Genomic DNA, 15929 nt, shown 5'->3' on the forward strand with positions numbered 1-15929 from the left:
ACCTCAAAGTGCGAAGGTGGATTGCGCGGGATGGCCGCGCCCGACCGTGCTGGACAATTGAAAGGCCCGGAGAGTCAGGCTCGTCTGTGGCCCGCCGAAATCGGCCACCTCATCCGCCGAAAAATATGTCGCCGCGGGCAAGCTCACCGAAAGCGTACGCTTCACGCTGCCGCCCGACAGAATGTCGATCTCGTAAGCCTCGGCATCCTCGCCAAGCGGCACTTCAACACCCCAGGCATCGCCGTCCTTGCGGGTCCGCCTGATCCACGAGATCGCGATATCTCCGTTACCCTTGCGCGCGGCATGCAAGTGCACCGGCGACAGCGGCATCAAGACGGTTGCTTGCGGCACAAGCGTCATCGCCAGCGCCGACGGATCGTCATGGCTGCGCCCGGTCGCGACGATCCGCAGATCGGTCGCCCGGTCCAGCGCACCGATGCCGCGCGCGATCTCGATGAGATGTTCGTCGAGCAGCACGAACGGCGCGCCCGCCGGCAAGGACGCGGCGATGGCATATTCGCTGCCCGCTTGCCCGCGCAATAATCGGCTCAACCGATACGTCCTGTCATCGACAAGCTCGGCGCGCGCGAACTGGATCACCTCCCACGCGCCATCGGCGTTCATGACTGCCGCCGCATTGGCACCATTGAGCACGTTGGGATCCGCGAGCGACGCCAGCGCGCCGCCGTAAAGCCGCACACGCACTTCGCTGCCACGATCCCAGCAGGCGGCCGGACCAGTTGGCAGCGCATCGAGCGTTTCACCCATCACGGATGGAACGAATACCGTCGCCGCGCGCTCGAAACTCAGGCCGTCCGATGACTGCCAGATCGTGACCGAACCGGGCCACGGATTTGCGAACACCGCGAGCCGTGTCAGCACCGGCGGATCGGACGAATCCAGCATCGGCAGATCGAGCGCGAGCGCCTGCACCGGGCCGAGCGCGGGCGGAATCGCCGGCACGCTCTGGCGCGGCTGCGGCAGGGGCACGTTGAAAATATCCGGATCAATGCTGCGAGCGCTAACCTGCCGCTGTTCGGTGTCGACCAGTTCGCCGACTTCATAAAGCCGCCGCCGGCCCCTGATGGTAACGCCGACGACATCCCCCGGCGTCAACATCAGATGCTCCATGCCGAGCGCGAACGAAATACTCTCGCGCCCTGCCCACAGATCCTGTAGCCAGATGTCGGCGCGCCGCGTCGCGGCGGCATCGTTGGTGACGACGGCGAGGTCGGAATGCAATGCGCGGGTGGCGCCGCCGACCAGACGCCGCGAGGTGACGGCGGCGCGGCGATAATCCACCGAGGCGTCGGTGTAGCCGAAGCTGACTTCGCGCGGCAGTTCGGTTTCCTGCGCCCGCGTCAGTTTCGCCGGCGTATCCTTCTCCGGATCGACTAGCTGGTCTTCCGAAATCTCCATCACCGGCGCGCCGCCGCGCGGCACGAACATGAGATTGTCGCCGACCGCCGCCGCATCGAAGGCATAGGCCGTGGCGAGCGGCTCGATCATCGCACGCGGCGTCATCGGCCGGTCCACCACGTAACCATCGCAGGCATCGCGCAATGATGAGGGATCGACGTTATCGACCGACGCATCGCTCAGCAGCGCAGCAACCGTCGCATCGAGCGGCGCGCCGCCGAGCCGGCCGGTCAGCCAGTGCCCGGTCTGCCAGTTCGGCGCATCGCTCCAGACATCGCTCGCGAGAGGAAACACCGGATAAGGCCGCGCGTCCCAGGTCCACAAATGGATTCCGGAAACGTCGATCATCGGCCCGCCGTAAACCGGCGAGACCGGGTTGTGCGTCTCATCGCCGCCGAAGGCGGGATCGAATGCACCCAGTACGGATTCCAGCATCCGTCGCTGAATCAGATCGTCGCGCTGGCCGTTCGAGAAATACGGCACATTGCCATCGGACGATTTCGCATCGGGAAATACGCTTGGCTGGTTCGCGCCCTTGTCCACCGCCGGGCAGCCAATTTCAGTGAGCCAGATCGGCTTGCTTGCGGGCACCCATGCCGTCGCGGTGCCAAGCTCCGCGCCACTCAACCGCTCATGATGCGCGCTGCTCCACCAGTTCCAGATGTCCTTGGCGCGAAACACCCACGGCTTGCCGAGACCATCGGTGATCGCGCTGCGCGTCTGCGCGGCTCGCGCGGCATCGCCGGCGTAGTACCAGTCGTAGGCCTCGCCGCTTTGCAGGCGGCTTTTCAGATAATCGCGCTCGTAGATCGAGGACGACTCCGACGCATCCAGATGCCCGGCTTCGTCGCGCCAGTCGGACAGCGGCGCGTAGTAGTCAATCCCGACCGCATCAATGGCAGACGACGCCCACAGCGCATCGAGCGGAAACCGTACCTCGGAGGCATCGGGCGTCACGACATCCGATCCGTACTCGGTCCAGTCCGCGCCGTAAGTCATGAGCGTCGATGAACCGACGATCGCCCGCACGTCGGCAGCCAATGTCGCGAGCGCTGTCACGGCGGGATAGACGCCCGCGCCGGACCGCACCCGCGTGAGCGCCTTCAATTCCGATCCGATCAGAAACGCATCCACGCCACCGCAGGAGGCCGCGAGCGAGGCGTAATGCAGGATCATGCGGCGATAATTCCACCCGCTGGCACCGCCGCCGGAAAAGAACGCCGCCACCTGCGCGGCCGCATCCGCTGTGCCCTGCGGCGAGCCGCTCACCCCCGGCGCGGGATCGCAGGTGATGCGCCCGCGCCACGGATAGGCTGGCTGCGATGATGCGCTACTCCAGGGATCGGGCAGCGCGTTGCCGGGCGGAATGTCCATCATCAGGAACGGATACAGCGTCACCTTGAGGCCGCGCACCTTCAGCTCCGCAATGAGATGAACAATGCCGTCGTCGGATGGCGTGCCGCCATAGGACGGCACACCGTCGATGCTGGAGACGAGATACGCATCCGGCCGCGTCACGCCCGCGACCGACCAGGTTCCGCCGGACGTCACCTTGATCGCATTGTCGACTCCGGGCCGCACCTTGCATTCGCCCGCGCGAAGATCGCTGCCGAACCACGCCACCACGATAGCCACACGCTCGAGATTGGGGCACGTCGCCTGCAAATCGTCGAGCGAGGCCATCACATCGGACGCCGCCGTGGTGATATGACGGTTTTCCGGCGCGGACTGGCCGGGGCCGAGCACGCGCACCACGGCGGCGGTCTCGTAGCCGAATTCCGTCGAGCCCGGAATGAGCGTCACCGCGCGCGCCATGCGCTCCAGCGCGCCGACCGGGCGCACGATTTCGAACGACAGTTGCGGAATGCGGTTGCCGAAATCCGCCAGCGGCAGCCGCTCGAACACCACATAAGCAAGACCGCGATAGGACGGCGTGTTCTCCGCGCCCTCCTTCGCCACGATCAGATCGTCCGGCAACTGATCCTCGCCGCCGCGATGCACGCGCAGCGTCAGTGTCGAGGTATCGAGCAGGTCGCCATCGGCCCAGATGCGATTGACGCTGCCGATCTCGCCCTCGCACAGGCCAACGGCGAAATTGGCGAAGTAGGAATAGGTCGTCGTGGTCGTGGTGGCGGTCGCGCCGCCAAGACCGCCCTTGCCGCCGCTGGTCTGGCTGCTGGTGGACACCACCTCCTCCAGCCGCGTCGCCCAGATCACCTGCCCCGACAGCCGCGCGCGCCCGTAGAGGCGCGGGATCGGCGCACCCTCGGTCGAGGCCATCACGTCGAGATCGGCGAGCCGTGGCCCGGTCACGCTGCGCGCGGTCGAGCCGAACAGCGCCTGATCGATCATGTTGCCCGCGAGCGCACCGACGATACGCCCGGCGATGGCGCCGGCCGGGCCGAACACCGCACCGGCGGCACCACCCGCAACGGAAAGAACCAGCGCCGCCATTATTCGATCACTCCGGGAAAACGAAATGCATGCGCGAGATGCCGCCGCCACCAGGGCGTGAACGCGACCTCGCACACCGCAGCACCATCATGCGCATGGATCATGGTGCTCTCGCCGCTGGCGATGGCGACATGCTTGGCCACATATCCCTCCTTCCAGCGAAACAGCAGAACGTCGCCCGCACCGATGCCGCCGGGATCAACCCTGACGAGATGCCGCAGCGCCGCCTGCGCCAGCGTCTCCTCGCCATGTGCCTCGGCCCAGTCCGGCGCGTAAGGCGGCGGCGACTCCGGCTCCGCGCCGATGCAGTTGCGCCACACACCGCGCACGAGGCCGAGACAATCGCAGCCGACGCCCTTCAGCGAGCCCTGATGCCGATAGCGCGTGCCGATCCAGCTCCGCGCCTCCGTGACGATGGCGGCGCGGGTCAAACGAGATGTCATGGCCTGATCCATCAGGAAATGAGCGAGCCGCCATCATTGTTGGCGGATGCATCAGCTCCGGCGATGATGAAGTCATTGCCGGGAATATGCGGGAAGCCGCGAAAGTTGATGCTGTTGGCGAAGCGGTCGCGGCACGTCTCGAACCGCTTGTCGCAACCGGCGGTGATGGTGAAGGCATCGCCAATCGCGATGACCTCGCTCATCGCCTGCCACAGCGTGAGCTGCACCTCGCCGCCAACAATCCGATGTTCCTTGATCTCGACCGCGAGACCGCTGTTCGCGCCGCTCATCCATGTGAGGCATCCGGCGGTGAAAACCCCTTCGGCAAAATCGCCGAGCCCTTCCACCACCATGGCCGACACGCCCAGAAGGCGCGACACGTTGCCCGCGCCGTTCAGCCCCGCCGCCGCGAGCGCGATCTTGCAGCGCGCATCGCCAAGGTCGGCGGTGCAACGCGCGGTATAGAGCCGCCCGCTTTCCTGTGAGAGCTTGTCGGCGAGTCCACGCAGTTCGGCGCTGAACGCCTCGCCCTCGCGTTTCACCTCGCCGAGCGTGGCGCGTGACAACAGCACCCTTAAGCTCACATCGCTCCAGTCCACCAGCCAGGTATCGACCTGCGCGGCATCAAAACGTCCGGCGGCGAGATCGGCCTCCGTCAGAGAATCCGCTGCCAGCGCGCCGGAAATTTCCGCGCCGTCGATCGACAGATCGAAGCGGTTCGTCGCCTCCGATGCGTTGAACCCGGTCCCGGCGCGGCATGTCACACCTTCAACGACCAGATCGCCATCATGGTCGGTGAATCCTGACACCACGCCGTCGCGGCGTGTCACGACCCAGCATCGCGCCAGCGTAGTGACGCCGCTATCGATCTTCGCCTGCAAGGCGGGGGGAATTGCTCTCATGGCTTGATCTCCACGAGCGGAATTTTCGGAATGGCGCCAGCGGCGAACGCCGACAGATCGACCTCGAGATAATCGGTGTCGAACCGCACCGGCACGTCGAACAAAAAGCCCGCCGTCACCGCCGCGCCGGACGCCGGGATGTGTCCCGGCAGAAACGTGACGATCCCGGTTGTGGCATCGCAGGTGAAGTCCGTTTCCGTTACCGCTTCCACACCCGCCACGGCGACGCGCACGCTTCCCGGCACCGGCTTCTCGATCGGCCGCGCATAAGGCGCGTAGCTGGAGCCGTAAATCTTTGTGAGTTGAAACTGCGCCTGCGCGCCGTCGCCCGCGCCCAGCATCTGGTCGAGCGGCGCCGGTGTCGCAGCATCGGTCGCGGACGAATGATCGAGCCGGTCGCGCCAGCGGAATCCATAAAGCTGTCCGCGCCGCTCCTCGAAGAACGCCACCACCTGTTGCAAGGCCGTGAGCGTCTTCACGCCATAGCCCGCATCGTAGCGCCTGCGCGAGTGCGCCCACCGCGCATTGCGCTGCTCGCGCCCGGAGCCGAACGCGACGATCTCGGTGCGCCGCTCCGGCCCGCCCGCGCTTTTCAACGCGATGTCGAGCGGAAACAGGATTTCGTGAAAGGATGTCATCGAACTCCTCGCGCCTACAAACTGCGCTGGCCGCGCGCGACCGCACGCGCGATCTGGCCGGTGATGTAGCTTTCCGAACGGCGGAAGCTGCCGGGGTCAGGCGTCGCGATCTGGATGGTGACGTTATTCACGCCCCCGCCCGCGCCCGCGACGCCGAGGCGTCCATCAGGTCCACGACGCAAAGGCATGATCGCTTCCGGCCCCGCTTCGCCCGCGAGACCGACCCCGCCCTGCATCAGCGGAAAGTAGGTCGGCGTGCCGATCACCCCACCGGACGCAAACGGCTTCACCGCCCCGCTCGCGGCCGCGACCGCCGTACTCGCAGACGCGCCCGTTCCGGTCAGTCCCGAAAAAAGATTCTCAATACCGCCGGCAATCGAATTCTGCACCGGCTTCAGCGCAAGATTGAGCGACAGGCTGGACAGCCGTAACGCCAGCGACTTCAGCACATCGTCGAACTGCTTGCCGCCGGTCACGGAAATCGCGAACGCATTGGTCATCGCGCGCGAAAAGGAATTCGCGCTGAGTTCGAGATCGCGCACCCGCAGCGTCAGGCTGTCGGCAACCTGCGACGTCTCATCGAGGTTTGTGAATGTATCGCTCATAACGGGGCCTCCGCGCGATCCGGAAATTTCTGAATCAGATTATCGAGCGACGTGCGATCAATCGGCTCCGGCACAACCCCGCGCGCCGCGCGGATCGCGAACGCCAGTTCGCGTGGCGTCATCGCCCAGAATTGGGCAGGCGACAGCCGCAACACGCCAAGCCCTAAGCCAATGGCCTCATCCCAGGGAAACGGCTGCATCGCTCAGGCGCCATCGAACGTCGCGGCGATCAGATCGGCGGCGATGCGAACATAACCGCTCACTCCGTTCTCGACCCGCAAGGCCGCCACCTCGTCATCGGAAATCGTCTCGCCCGCGCCGCGAAGCCCCGCTGCGATGATGCGGACCAGATCGCGCGCCGATAGCCGACCGGTGCCGAAGCGTTCCGCCAGTGCCATCAGGTCGGCGGCGCCGAATGCGCTTTCCAGTTCAGCGAGCGCGCCGAGCGTCAGCACCAGCGTGCGTTGCTTGCCGCCAAGCTCGGCCGCGATCTCACCGCGATGGGAATTCGCCATCGGCATCTCCTAGAGCGCGGTGAACGTGAGCGCGCCCGCGGATTCGAGCCCGAGGTCGAACGTCACTTCGCCATTATGCTCGCCGGAAAATTCCAGGCTGGATATCTGGAACGACCCCTCGATCGTGCCGAAATCAGGCACCACCACCTGACACGCATTGATCGCACCATCAAAGAACGCTTGCCGCACCAGCGCGTCGGAGGCCGCATCCTTGAACAGCCCGCGCCCGGAAATCGAAGCGCGCTTGACGCCCGCGCCTTCCAGCAACTCACGCCAGCGATCCACCGACTCCGCGTGCGTCACATCCACCGTCTCGGCGTTGAACGCGATCTTGCGGCTTCGCAGGCCCGCGACCGTGACGTAACTGCTGCCGTCATTCATTTTCAGGAGCAAGTCCTTGCCCTTTTGCGCACCCATGGCGTCTCCTCGATGTTCGATGTGTTGGTCCGCGATCAGGCGGCGGGTTCCGTCACCGCACGGAAGCGCACCAGCGCGTGATAGGTCTTGCCGTCGTTCTCGCGGCGGATGTCGGCGAGAGAAAAGCGCAGATTGACGAGCCGGCTGTCTTCCAGGGACAACGGCGCGTCGTCGAGCGCCTGCAACAACGCGCCCGCGATCATGTGCGCCTCGCGATGCCCGCCCTGCCGCGACCAGGCATGCAGCGTCAATTGATGCTCCTGCGTCTCGCCGCCGTCGCCGGAGAAATCCATCAGCCGCGCCTCGCCGAGCGTCACGTAAGGAAACGCCGCATTGCGCGGCGGCTCGTCATAGATACGGCTGCCGCCGAGAGCCGAGGCAAGCCCGCTATCGCTGCGCAAGGCCGCGTGAATGGCCGCACGCAGCGCCACGCTGGAGGAGATCATGTCGGAGGCCTCACTGAACGCGCAATTGCGCATCGATCTCGATGTAACGGCGATCGTCGGAGTCCCGGATCGCGGCGATCTGGTAGACCCTCGCGCCTTCCACCAGCCGGTGTTGCATCGTGAGGCTGAAATTCGCGCGCATGGTGATGCGATAGTTTTGCGTGGCACCGTTCGCATCGGCCTCCACGCCCGGTCGCGCGGCCAGCGGCACGACTTTTGCCCAGCCATTGCCGTAAGACGACCAGACGCGCGTCACCCCGCCCTGATCATCCGGCGTCTCGATTGGCTGCTGCAACACCAGCCGCGTCCGCAATTGTCCCGGATCGATCATAGCGACAACACCCGATGGGAAGCGATCAGCGCATTCACGCTCGGCGGCATCACCGCGATGGTCGCACCGATGGCGATCAGCCCGCGATTGTCGTACCAGTGCGCGACCAGCATCCGCAGCGCCTGCATCAAAGCCTGGGGCACGTCGCCGCCCGCATCGCCGAACCCGGCGACAACATCGATCTCGATGCCCGCCGCGGCGCGCCCCGGCTGCGGCATTACACAGGGGCGCACCGCAATCACGTTTTGCGCCACATCGAGCACGAAATTCTCCGGATCAACCGCGTGTGCCGTGCCTGCATCGTCATAAACGCGCGCGGCGGTGATCGCCGACAGCGGACTCAATTTTGGTTTGATGCGACCATCCGGCGGCCAGCCGTCCAGCACCAGCCGCCAGCCCTGCCTCAGCAGCGCGCAGCGGCCCATTGCCTCGACATGACTGCGCGCCGCCGCGATCAGGCTCGCTATCAGCACATCGTCGTCATCGGTTTCCACGCGCAGATATACCTTGGCGTCGGCAACCGAGAGCGGCTCGGCCTCCGGTGGTGTCAGAAGAATGGCGGCCATCGGCTCACTTCTCTTTCAGTTGACAAAACCCTCGCGCGCAGGCTCAAGCTGCGTGCATGACGCCGCTTCGCCTCGCTTGCGCTTTCATCCTGTCGTTTGCGCTCACCCTGCCCGCGCACGCCATCACCGGCAGCCGCTCCGCGCCGAGCGGCGCGGTCGCGCATTCGCTCGTCACCGTGATCGGGCCGAATGGTGTTGTGTGCACAGGCGCCGTGATCGCGCCAACGGTGGTGCTCACCGCCGCGCATTGCGTGACATCCAGCAATTCGCTGCGCGTGGTGGACTACACCTCGAAACCGCCAAGCCTGATCACACCACGCAAGGCTCTCACCCACCCACGCTACAGCGCGCAGGCAATGGCCGCGCATCGCGCCACCGCCGATATCGCGCTGGTGCAGTTACCCGCGCCGATGCCGGGCAAATCACCTGTCGCGCTCGGCACGCCGCGCCTGCCCGTGGTGCCGGGCGCGACGTTCACCATCGCGGGCATTGGTTCCAGTTCGCCCGGCGGCAACGATGTCGGCACGGCACGCGCGGCGTCTCTCACCGTGACGGGCAAGCCCGGCACGTTACAGATTCGCCTCACCGATCCGCAGGCACAGAACACACGCCCCGGCATGGGCGGCTGCACCGGCGATTCCGGCGCACCGATGCTCGAGGATCAAAACGGCCGCAGCGTCGTTACAGGCGTGGTGAGCTGGTCCACCGGGCCGAACTTCACCAATGGCTGCGGCGGCATGACCGGCGTGACGCCTTTGACACTATATAAAGACTGGGTCGTGCAGACCGCGCGAAGCTGGGGCGCCGCGCTTTGAGGAGCCCGCGCACATCACCGGGGCGGAGGACACCGATGCCACGCAAACCTTTCCTGGCCGTTTCGCTCGCTACGCTTTTGGCGCTCTCATCAACCGCCTGCGCATCGGCGCAACAGCAGCAGCAAAAGCACAGGCCGCGAAAACATCCCGCGCATGAGGCGACGACGACATTCACGCCACGCGCGCCTGCGCATAATCCATGCGCGCAATATGGCGCGGGTTTCGTCCGCGCACCGGGCAGCGATACATGCGTCAAGATCGGCGGTTATGTCGGTGTCGAGGCCGGCGGGCGGTTCTAGCGCAGCATCTCAGTGCTGGCGCTTGTGTCTCTTCTTGTGATGGACGACGGGCTGCGCGGGCGCAGGCTGCGCCTGCAATTGCTGCCGCGATTCCTGAAGCCTGCGCTGATAGCCGGGGGAGTCCATCAAGTTCGGCGCGCCCCCGCGTGCGTGAGCCAAACCGCTATCCAGCAGAATGGCCGACGCGCCCAGGATCGCAGCCGTTACGCTCATCGCCGTCTTCACTACACGTCTCCCATGATCGAGGCCGGATGGCATCAGATCATCACATCATTCACATGCGGGAAACGCACGATACCGGCATTGGCGGGATCAACCGCCAAACTGCCTACTGAAACGCCACGCCGATCTTCCGGCCGTTGACCCAGGCGACGCGGCATTTCTTCTTGATGGCGCCGTGGATCAACTCGAAACGCTTCGGCAGCACCACGCCGGGGTTGACCTGAAGGCACACGCCGCCCGCGCCGTAATCGATGATGAAGCAATCGATCAGCGGTGATTTGGCATCGACCGCGATCTTGCCGGAGCTTGAAATCCGCCCCGAGGGTTTGACACGCGCAAAGCGTCTGTTCTGAACCACGCCCCACCTCAAAATTGGCAGCCAGCATCCACGGCCCAAACCGTCATGATCGGTAACATTATGACGCCATGGGTGAACGGCCGGTTAAGCGCGGATCGACCCGCCTGCGGCATGCAGGCAGGTCGGCCACTGAACGAGCGATCTCAGCTCGCCGCGAATTTCACCAGCTTGATGGCGTCGAAATCCTGCACCCCGCCGCCGACGCGCTTGGTGGTGTAGAACAGCACATAGGGCTTGGCGGAATACGGATCGCGCAGCACCCGCACGCCGAGCCGGTCCACGATCAGGTAACCGCGCCTGAAATCGCCGAACGCGATCGACAGCGAATTCGCGGCGATGTCCGGCATGTCCTCGGCTTCCACCAGCGGGAAGGTCATCAGCGAGGCGCGGCCGCCCGCCTGCGCCGGCGGCTGCCACAGGTAAGCGCCGCCGGTGTCCTTGAACTTGCGGATCGCGGCCTGCGTCTTTCGGTTCATCACAAACGTGCCGTTCTGCCGGTAACCCGCCTTCAGCGCGTAGATGGTGTCCACCAGCACGTCGGACGGATTGCTGGCCGGAAACGCGCCCGCATTGCCGCTCGCGACATAGCCGAGATTGCCCCAGGCCCACGACGCATTGGCAACGGCGGTGTAGTTGAGAAAGCCCTTCGGCTTGCTGCTGCCGTCGCCGTTCACGAAGGCGGCGCCCTCCTGCACGGCGAAGGTGAGTTCGACCTCGGAGGCGATCCATTCGTCGATGTTCACCGCAGAGTCGTCGAGCAGCGTCGCGGTCGCCGCCGGCATGGCGTAAAGCTCCATCGCCGGGAAGCTCAGCGCATCAAGCGTCGGCGACGTGGTCTGTGTGCGCGAATCCGTCTCGCCCACCCAGCCGGTCGCGGGGCCCGCCGTCATGAACGGCTTCTTGTAGACGCCGCCGGAAATCTCGCGCACCGAGGCGATGGCGCGGATCGGCGAGATCGCAGCCAGCCGCTCGCCGATGTCGCGTTCGAGTTCGCTCGGCACCAGATAGCCGCCATCGGCGTTGCTGCCGGCCGACATCGCCTTGGTCTCGATCTGGCGCAGCGCCGAGGCTTCACCGGAACGCACATAGGCATCGAACGCGCTCTTGTGCTCGCGCGCGGTGGTGTCGCCATGGCGGGCACGGTTGCCGTCGAGTGAGGGACGCGCGGATTTCAGCGCCAGCTCGTCGATGCGTTTCATCTGTGCGTCGAGCGCGCCGTTGATGCGGTCGACCTTCTCCTCCAGCAGCACGTCGGCGCGGCGGCCGAGCGAAGCCATGCGTTCGTCGTTCGCCGCCTTGAATTCCTCGAACATGGTCATGATGGCTTCGTGCTCGCCGCGCGCGGCGGGAGCGATGCCGGATTTATGCTCCGGCGCGTGGTCCTGAATCTCGTAGTCCATATGGTTCTCCTTCATGAAGCGGTTGAAAAGCATTTCGGCCGCGCGCGGCCCTTCACCGCATGCACGCGCGCGCCGGTGAGCAACGGGAACGTGACGATGGACACTTCCCAGAGATCGACCTGGTAAAGTTTGCGGATGCGGGTTTTCGGATCGATGCGGCCGCGCACGGTGCGATAGCCGATGGAAAGGCCGTCGATCGCGCCCTCGCGCACCAGCGCCAGCAATTCGCGCCCGCGCGCGACCTCGGGAATGAGACGTCCCCTCGCCCACAGCCCGCGCCAGTCCTCGCGCAACTCAAGCCAGATGCCGACGGGCTCGGACGGGTCGTGCTGAAACAGCATCGGGATGCGCCGCAGCCCGCGATGCTGCAACGTCTGCGTGAACGCGCCCGGCATCACCATGTCGCGCGCCTGATCGACTTCGCCGAACAGGCTGGCGTATCCCTCGACCACGCCGTCACCGGTGACTGAGACGCGAGACGTGGATGGCAACGGCGCGTGCATGGGCATTCTCGCAGGATGCAAGTTGAAGCAACAAACGACAGGGATGCGGGGATGCGTTTACTTGACGCGGCGCGTCTTGCGCTTCGCCGGTTTGGCGACGACCCGCGCACGCGCGCGCGGCGCCTTGTGCTGGATCTTTTCGAGGTGCGCGAGAAATTCGCGGAACACCGTGAGATGCGCGGGTTTCGCTTTCGTCTCGCCGCTGATCGATTGAATCACCGTGTGCAATTCGTCCATCGTCAATCCATTGGTTTGCGGCGGCGCGCCCGCCGGTTGAACAGAGACAGTTCGCGCACGAAATCGTCGAACCGGCGCGAGGCGGCCGCGAGTTCGCGCAAGGTAAAAAGAAAGGCGGTGCTCGCGGCAGCCGCCCACAAGAACAGCGCCAGATGCGCGAGATCGCCGCGCTCGGTGAATGTGCGGATCAGGTCGGTCATGGGTTTATTCTTCTTTCCGTCACCCGAGGCGCCGCGCCTCTGGCGCGGCCTCGAAGGTGCAGCCTTTCATCCTTCGAGGCTCGCAAGTGTTCGCACCTCAGGATGATGCCTGTTGAAATTCACCCCAGCCTGTCCCCACCCTCCACCGGCGCATAACCCGCGGCTTCGCGTTTTTCATTGAGCGTCAGGAATTGCGCGCGCTCGATCCGCTCCCACAACGCATTGCGGTCGGCAGCCAGCGCCTCGATCCGGTCGGTGTCGACCACAAGCCGCAACTCGCTGCCGAATTGCGGGCCGAGCCATTGCGCGAGCGACTGGCCGACGCGCGAGGCCAGCGGCAAAATCGTCTGCCGCCAGAGCGCGCGATTGGCTTCCTGAAAATTCGCGTAGGTGTTGTCGCCGGGAATGCCGAGCAGCATCGGCGGCACGCCGAAGGCGAGTGCGATCTCGCGCGCGGCGGCGTTCTTGGCTTCGAGAAAATCCATGTCTTTCGGCGTGAGCGACATCGCCTTCCAGTCGAGCCCGCCTTCGAGCAGCAACGGCCGCCCGGCATTGGCGGCGCCCTGATAGGTGTCGGTCAATTCGCGCTTGAGGCGATCGAATTGGGAATCGGACAGCACCGTGCCTTCCGGCCCGGCATAGACCAGCGCGCCGGAGGGCCGCGCCGCGTTGTCGAGCAAAGCCTTGTTCCATTTTGCCGCCGCATTGTGGGTATCGACCGCGACGGCGGCGGCCTCCAGCGGCGCGAGACCATAGTGATCGTCGAGCGGATGAAAGAACGTCAGGTGCAGGATCGGCGGCACGCGCGACGCGGATTGATCGAACCGCACGCTGCGGCCTCCAACGCTGTACTCATAAGCCTCCGCCCAGCCGTCCGCCCCCGGCACCAATTTGATGCGGTCGGGCCGCAGCACGTAGAGTTCGCGCACATCCTCGCCGAGCGTCACGCCCTCGACATAGGCGTTGCCGGACAGCAACATGTGCGCATAGAGCGTCTCGAACAGGCTCGCGCCGTCTTGCTTCGGATTGGGCCGCGTCAGCAGTTGCGCCAATGGATGGGCTTCCAGCTCGCGCGCGCCTTCGTACAAAAGATAGGCGCACGACGCCGCGTTCTCCGCGATCATCCGCACCGCGCGATGCACCACCGCGTTGGCGAGATAGCCCTCGCGCGCCAGCGCCGCATAATCGCGCGGCGTCCACCGCGCGCGGCCGCCCGATGCGAAGGCCAGCACCTGCGCGGTGCGCGAGGATTTGGATTCGGGGGCACCCAGAAATGTCTTCAACCGATCGAACATCGTCTCTCCAATGTCAAAAGCTGCGCACCCTCGGTTGCCCTCTCGCGCCGTGCGTGAGCGACGTCAGCGCCCACACCAAAGCGTCGAGCCGGTCGGGCGAGCGGCCCGACGACAATCCCGTCGGCGCGAAGTCGCACATTTCATCTTCAAGAGCGGCGAACACGCCCGCGTGTTTCACCCGGCCCTGCTCGTAAAGCGTGGCGACGGGTTCGGCGCGCAGCCACTTGCCGCGATGCGCGCGCACAGGAATGACCGGCACATCGGGATCGGCCTGCGCGATCACCTCGCGCACCATCTCGCCGCCCTGGTTGACTTCCACCACCAGCGTGTCGGCCTCCAGCCTGCGCCACAACGCAATCGCCTTCGCAGCCCAGATTTGAGGCGCGGCCTGCGCCAGCGTGTCGTCGGCGAGAACGTAAAGCATGCCCTCGCCCGTCATTCCCGCCGCAACGATGCCGCAGGAATCCGCGCGCTTGCCGGACGTCGCCGGCGGATCGACCGCCACCACGATCCGTTGCAGCGGCGGCGCTTCCCCCACGCGGCATTGCTCGATCACCGATCTGGACCACAGTGCATCCGTGCGGTCCTCGATCAGTTCGCCGTCAAGCTCTTGCCGTCCCAATCGCGTGCCCGCATAGCGCCCCATCACGTTCTTGAGAAACGTCGGTGCAAGATGCAGCGCGTTGGCTTTCGTCGCCGCGCGCGTCGTCACACAGGTCTCGTCTTGCAGGAGACGCTTGATGAGCGCGGTCGGACGCGGCGTCGTGGTAATCAACTGGCGCGGTTGCGTGCCGAGACGCAGGCCGAATTGCAGCATGTCGAATGCCGCATCCGCATAGCGCCATTTCGCCAGTTCATCCGACCATGCGCAGGAGAATTGCGGCCCGCGCAGACTTTCGGGATCTTCCGCCGAAAACGCATAGGCCACCGCGCCGTTGTTCCATTCCAGTCTTTTTCGCGATGGCAGCCACACCGGCCGCTCGTCGCGGCGATGCACCGCGAGCAGACCGGACACGCCCTCGATCATCACCTCGCGCACATCGTGTTCGGTCTCGCCGACCAGCGCGATGTGCCGCGCGGGCTCCCCCGCCAGCGGCGGCAGGCCGAGCGCCTGCGCGCGTATCCATTCCGCACCCGCGCGCGTCTTGCCCGCACCCCGGCCACCGATCATCAGCCATGTCGTCCACGCCCTGCCGCCCGCGGCAAACTCCGGCGGCCATTGATGCGGATGCGCGAACAGTTTCCAGTCCGACGCAATGAGATCGAGTTCGTCGCTATCCAGCCCCGCCAGGATGTGCAGCCTTTGCGTCGGCGACAAGCTCATCCAGTCGCTGCGCGAGCTTGCGTCGAAGCTCGCCGAGATCGCGGGGCACGGCATCGTCATCCTCGCGGTTCTTCTCCTCCTTGTCGCGCAATTGCATCACCTCGCGCAGCGTGCGCGCCAGTGACGCCAGCGTCCGCGCGCGGCGTTCGGCCTCGGTGCGATGGCGTTCTGCGACGTGCGATCCGCAAACGATGACTTCAATCTGCGTCAGTTCGCGCTCGATGGCGTTGCTCACGCGTTTCAGCAGAGCCGGCAACGGCGCGGGAGGCGGATCGTTGAGCCGATCGACTGCGCTGCGCACACCGCTGGCCCGGTTACGCTTTGGCCCGGTACCGGATCTCTCAGGCGCCTTCTTTTCCGCTGGCGCTTTTTTCGTAGTTACTTTCTTCGCCGGAGCCTTGTTTGGCGTTTTCTTTGCAGCACCCGCTTTCCTGACGGCAACGCGTTTCGCCGCCGCCGGTCGCCTGACCGGCACGGTGGTCTTTCTTGTTGGCATAAACAGATTACCTTCGTCACCAACAAAAATGTGACGTTTGATTC

At 65.4% G+C, this 15929-nt stretch carries 23 protein-coding genes; 3 read left to right on the forward strand and 20 right to left on the reverse strand.

The features are described 5' to 3' along the window. Positions 1 to 3: 3 nt before the first annotated feature. The 11 genes from AFIC_RS10355 to AFIC_RS10405 are packed head-to-tail and all read right to left on the reverse strand — an operon-like array spanning position 4 to position 8736. A complete protein-coding gene (locus AFIC_RS10355) occupies positions 4 to 3873 on the reverse strand; it encodes a baseplate multidomain protein megatron (protein ID WP_275246153.1) in 3870 nt (1289 codons plus the stop codon). Continuing rightward, positions 3873 to 4316 carry an NlpC/P60 family protein gene (locus AFIC_RS10360; protein WP_275246154.1) on the reverse strand — a complete coding sequence of 148 codons (444 nt, stop codon included), beginning with the start codon at positions 4314 to 4316 and terminating at the stop codon, positions 3873 to 3875. The genes AFIC_RS10355 and AFIC_RS10360 overlap by 1 nt, the downstream gene beginning before the upstream one ends. An 11-nt stretch (positions 4317 to 4327) precedes the next feature. Beyond that, positions 4328 to 5218, reverse strand: a complete 891-nt coding sequence (locus tag AFIC_RS10365) for a DUF2163 domain-containing protein (RefSeq protein ID WP_275246155.1) — start codon at positions 5216 to 5218, stop codon at positions 4328 to 4330. Continuing rightward, on the reverse strand, positions 5215 to 5856 hold the full coding sequence (locus tag AFIC_RS10370; protein ID WP_275246156.1) for a DUF2460 domain-containing protein: 642 nt from the start codon (positions 5854 to 5856) through the stop codon (positions 5215 to 5217). Before AFIC_RS10370 ends, AFIC_RS10365 begins: the two co-directional genes overlap by 4 nt. A 14-nt stretch (positions 5857 to 5870) precedes the next feature. Continuing rightward, complete coding sequence (locus AFIC_RS10375; RefSeq protein ID WP_275246157.1) at positions 5871 to 6461, reverse strand: phage tail tape measure protein; 591 nt, start codon at positions 6459 to 6461, stop codon at positions 5871 to 5873. Beyond that, complete coding sequence (locus tag AFIC_RS10380; protein ID WP_275246158.1) at positions 6458 to 6661, reverse strand: rcc01693 family protein; 204 nt, start codon at positions 6659 to 6661, stop codon at positions 6458 to 6460. Before AFIC_RS10380 ends, AFIC_RS10375 begins: the two co-directional genes overlap by 4 nt. Positions 6662 to 6664: 3 nt before the next feature. Then, positions 6665 to 6976, reverse strand: a complete 312-nt coding sequence (locus AFIC_RS10385; protein ID WP_275246159.1) for a gene transfer agent family protein — start codon at positions 6974 to 6976, stop codon at positions 6665 to 6667. Positions 6977 to 6985: 9 nt separating this feature from the next. Next, positions 6986 to 7393, reverse strand: a complete 408-nt coding sequence (locus AFIC_RS10390; protein ID WP_275246160.1) for a phage major tail protein, TP901-1 family — start codon at positions 7391 to 7393, stop codon at positions 6986 to 6988. 35 nt (positions 7394 to 7428) lie between these two features. Next, the gene (locus AFIC_RS10395) at positions 7429 to 7839 is read right to left on the reverse strand and encodes a DUF3168 domain-containing protein (protein WP_275246161.1); all 411 of its coding nucleotides are present in this window, start codon (positions 7837 to 7839) and stop codon (positions 7429 to 7431) included. Positions 7840 to 7849: 10 nt separating this feature from the next. Continuing rightward, positions 7850 to 8170: a phage head closure protein gene (locus AFIC_RS10400; protein ID WP_275246162.1), complete on the reverse strand. Its 321-nt coding sequence runs from the start codon at positions 8168 to 8170 to the stop codon at positions 7850 to 7852. Then, the gene (locus AFIC_RS10405) at positions 8167 to 8736 is read right to left on the reverse strand and encodes a head-tail connector protein (RefSeq protein WP_275246163.1); all 570 of its coding nucleotides are present in this window, start codon (positions 8734 to 8736) and stop codon (positions 8167 to 8169) included. Before AFIC_RS10405 ends, AFIC_RS10400 begins: the two co-directional genes overlap by 4 nt. A gap of 56 nt (positions 8737 to 8792) precedes the next feature. On the opposite strand from AFIC_RS10405, the gene AFIC_RS10410 reads away from it, so the two are divergent. Both AFIC_RS10410 and AFIC_RS10415 read left to right on the forward strand, forming a co-directional pair. Beyond that, positions 8793 to 9551, forward strand: a complete 759-nt coding sequence (locus tag AFIC_RS10410) for a S1 family peptidase (protein ID WP_275246164.1) — start codon at positions 8793 to 8795, stop codon at positions 9549 to 9551. Between the two features lie 35 nt (positions 9552 to 9586). Further along, the gene (locus AFIC_RS10415) at positions 9587 to 9850 is read left to right on the forward strand and encodes a porin (RefSeq protein WP_275246165.1); all 264 of its coding nucleotides are present in this window, start codon (positions 9587 to 9589) and stop codon (positions 9848 to 9850) included. A 9-nt stretch (positions 9851 to 9859) separates the two neighbouring features. Here the strand turns inward: AFIC_RS10415 and AFIC_RS10420 are convergent, their stop codons facing one another. The 9 genes from AFIC_RS10420 to AFIC_RS15810 form a co-directional block, all read right to left on the reverse strand. Further along, positions 9860 to 10063, reverse strand: a complete 204-nt coding sequence (locus AFIC_RS10420; RefSeq protein ID WP_275246166.1) for a hypothetical protein — start codon at positions 10061 to 10063, stop codon at positions 9860 to 9862. Positions 10064 to 10178: 115 nt separating this feature from the next. After that, a complete protein-coding gene (locus AFIC_RS10425) occupies positions 10179 to 10430 on the reverse strand; it encodes a PilZ domain-containing protein (RefSeq protein ID WP_275246167.1) in 252 nt (83 codons plus the stop codon). A gap of 143 nt (positions 10431 to 10573) precedes the next feature. After that, positions 10574 to 11830, reverse strand: a complete 1257-nt coding sequence (locus AFIC_RS10430) for a phage major capsid protein (protein ID WP_275246168.1) — start codon at positions 11828 to 11830, stop codon at positions 10574 to 10576. A gap of 11 nt (positions 11831 to 11841) precedes the next feature. Then, the gene (locus AFIC_RS10435) at positions 11842 to 12333 is read right to left on the reverse strand and encodes an HK97 family phage prohead protease (protein WP_275246169.1); all 492 of its coding nucleotides are present in this window, start codon (positions 12331 to 12333) and stop codon (positions 11842 to 11844) included. Between the two features lie 57 nt (positions 12334 to 12390). Further along, positions 12391 to 12570, reverse strand: coding sequence for a hypothetical protein (locus tag AFIC_RS10440; protein ID WP_275246170.1), 180 nt, complete (start codon positions 12568 to 12570; stop codon positions 12391 to 12393). Between the two features lie 2 nt (positions 12571 to 12572). Further along, the gene (locus tag AFIC_RS10445) at positions 12573 to 12770 is read right to left on the reverse strand and encodes a hypothetical protein (RefSeq protein ID WP_275246171.1); all 198 of its coding nucleotides are present in this window, start codon (positions 12768 to 12770) and stop codon (positions 12573 to 12575) included. A gap of 119 nt (positions 12771 to 12889) precedes the next feature. Next, complete coding sequence (locus AFIC_RS10450; RefSeq protein WP_275246172.1) at positions 12890 to 14065, reverse strand: phage portal protein; 1176 nt, start codon at positions 14063 to 14065, stop codon at positions 12890 to 12892. 13 nt (positions 14066 to 14078) lie between these two features. Beyond that, positions 14079 to 15389: a DNA-packaging protein gene (locus AFIC_RS10455; protein ID WP_275248697.1), complete on the reverse strand. Its 1311-nt coding sequence runs from the start codon at positions 15387 to 15389 to the stop codon at positions 14079 to 14081. Beyond that, positions 15340 to 15624: a hypothetical protein gene (locus AFIC_RS15810; RefSeq protein WP_338063136.1), complete on the reverse strand. Its 285-nt coding sequence runs from the start codon at positions 15622 to 15624 to the stop codon at positions 15340 to 15342. The genes AFIC_RS10455 and AFIC_RS15810 overlap by 50 nt, the downstream gene beginning before the upstream one ends. 40 nt (positions 15625 to 15664) lie before the next feature. Between AFIC_RS15810 and AFIC_RS15815 the strand changes: the two genes are divergently transcribed. After that, positions 15665 to 15919 (forward strand): hypothetical protein, encoded by a 255-nt coding sequence (locus AFIC_RS15815; RefSeq protein ID WP_338063137.1) that lies wholly within the window; start codon positions 15665 to 15667, stop codon positions 15917 to 15919. Positions 15920 to 15929 lie beyond the last annotated feature (10 nt).

Origin of the sequence: [Pseudomonas] carboxydohydrogena (assembly GCF_029030725.1) — a bacterium.
GTDB lineage: Bacteria > Pseudomonadota > Alphaproteobacteria > Rhizobiales > Xanthobacteraceae > Afipia > Afipia carboxydohydrogena.

Coding starts and splice junctions, on each gene's coding strand:
- AFIC_RS10355 (WP_275246153.1), bottom strand. CDS start 3,873: ATGGCGGCGCTGGTTCTTTCCGTTGCGGGTGGTGCCGCCGGTGCGGTG.
- AFIC_RS10360 (WP_275246154.1), bottom strand. CDS start 4,316: ATGACATCTCGTTTGACCCGCGCCGCCATCGTCACGGAGGCGCGGAGC.
- AFIC_RS10365 (WP_275246155.1), bottom strand. CDS start 5,218: ATGAGAGCAATTCCCCCCGCCTTGCAGGCGAAGATCGATAGCGGCGTC.
- AFIC_RS10370 (WP_275246156.1), bottom strand. CDS start 5,856: ATGACATCCTTTCACGAAATCCTGTTTCCGCTCGACATCGCGTTGAAA.
- AFIC_RS10375 (WP_275246157.1), bottom strand. CDS start 6,461: ATGAGCGATACATTCACAAACCTCGATGAGACGTCGCAGGTTGCCGAC.
- AFIC_RS10380 (WP_275246158.1), bottom strand. CDS start 6,661: ATGCAGCCGTTTCCCTGGGATGAGGCCATTGGCTTAGGGCTTGGCGTG.
- AFIC_RS10385 (WP_275246159.1), bottom strand. CDS start 6,976: ATGGCGAATTCCCATCGCGGTGAGATCGCGGCCGAGCTTGGCGGCAAG.
- AFIC_RS10390 (WP_275246160.1), bottom strand. CDS start 7,393: ATGGGTGCGCAAAAGGGCAAGGACTTGCTCCTGAAAATGAATGACGGC.
- AFIC_RS10395 (WP_275246161.1), bottom strand. CDS start 7,839: ATGATCTCCTCCAGCGTGGCGCTGCGTGCGGCCATTCACGCGGCCTTG.
- AFIC_RS10400 (WP_275246162.1), bottom strand. CDS start 8,170: ATGATCGATCCGGGACAATTGCGGACGCGGCTGGTGTTGCAGCAGCCA.
- AFIC_RS10405 (WP_275246163.1), bottom strand. CDS start 8,736: ATGGCCGCCATTCTTCTGACACCACCGGAGGCCGAGCCGCTCTCGGTT.
- AFIC_RS10410 (WP_275246164.1), top strand. CDS start 8,793: ATGACGCCGCTTCGCCTCGCTTGCGCTTTCATCCTGTCGTTTGCGCTC.
- AFIC_RS10415 (WP_275246165.1), top strand. CDS start 9,587: ATGCCACGCAAACCTTTCCTGGCCGTTTCGCTCGCTACGCTTTTGGCG.
- AFIC_RS10420 (WP_275246166.1), bottom strand. CDS start 10,063: ATGAGCGTAACGGCTGCGATCCTGGGCGCGTCGGCCATTCTGCTGGAT.
- AFIC_RS10430 (WP_275246168.1), bottom strand. CDS start 11,830: ATGGACTACGAGATTCAGGACCACGCGCCGGAGCATAAATCCGGCATC.
- AFIC_RS10435 (WP_275246169.1), bottom strand. CDS start 12,333: ATGCACGCGCCGTTGCCATCCACGTCTCGCGTCTCAGTCACCGGTGAC.
- AFIC_RS10440 (WP_275246170.1), bottom strand. CDS start 12,570: ATGGACGAATTGCACACGGTGATTCAATCGATCAGCGGCGAGACGAAA.
- AFIC_RS10445 (WP_275246171.1), bottom strand. CDS start 12,770: ATGACCGACCTGATCCGCACATTCACCGAGCGCGGCGATCTCGCGCAT.
- AFIC_RS10450 (WP_275246172.1), bottom strand. CDS start 14,065: ATGTTCGATCGGTTGAAGACATTTCTGGGTGCCCCCGAATCCAAATCC.
- AFIC_RS10455 (WP_275248697.1), bottom strand. CDS start 15,389: ATGAGCTTGTCGCCGACGCAAAGGCTGCACATCCTGGCGGGGCTGGAT.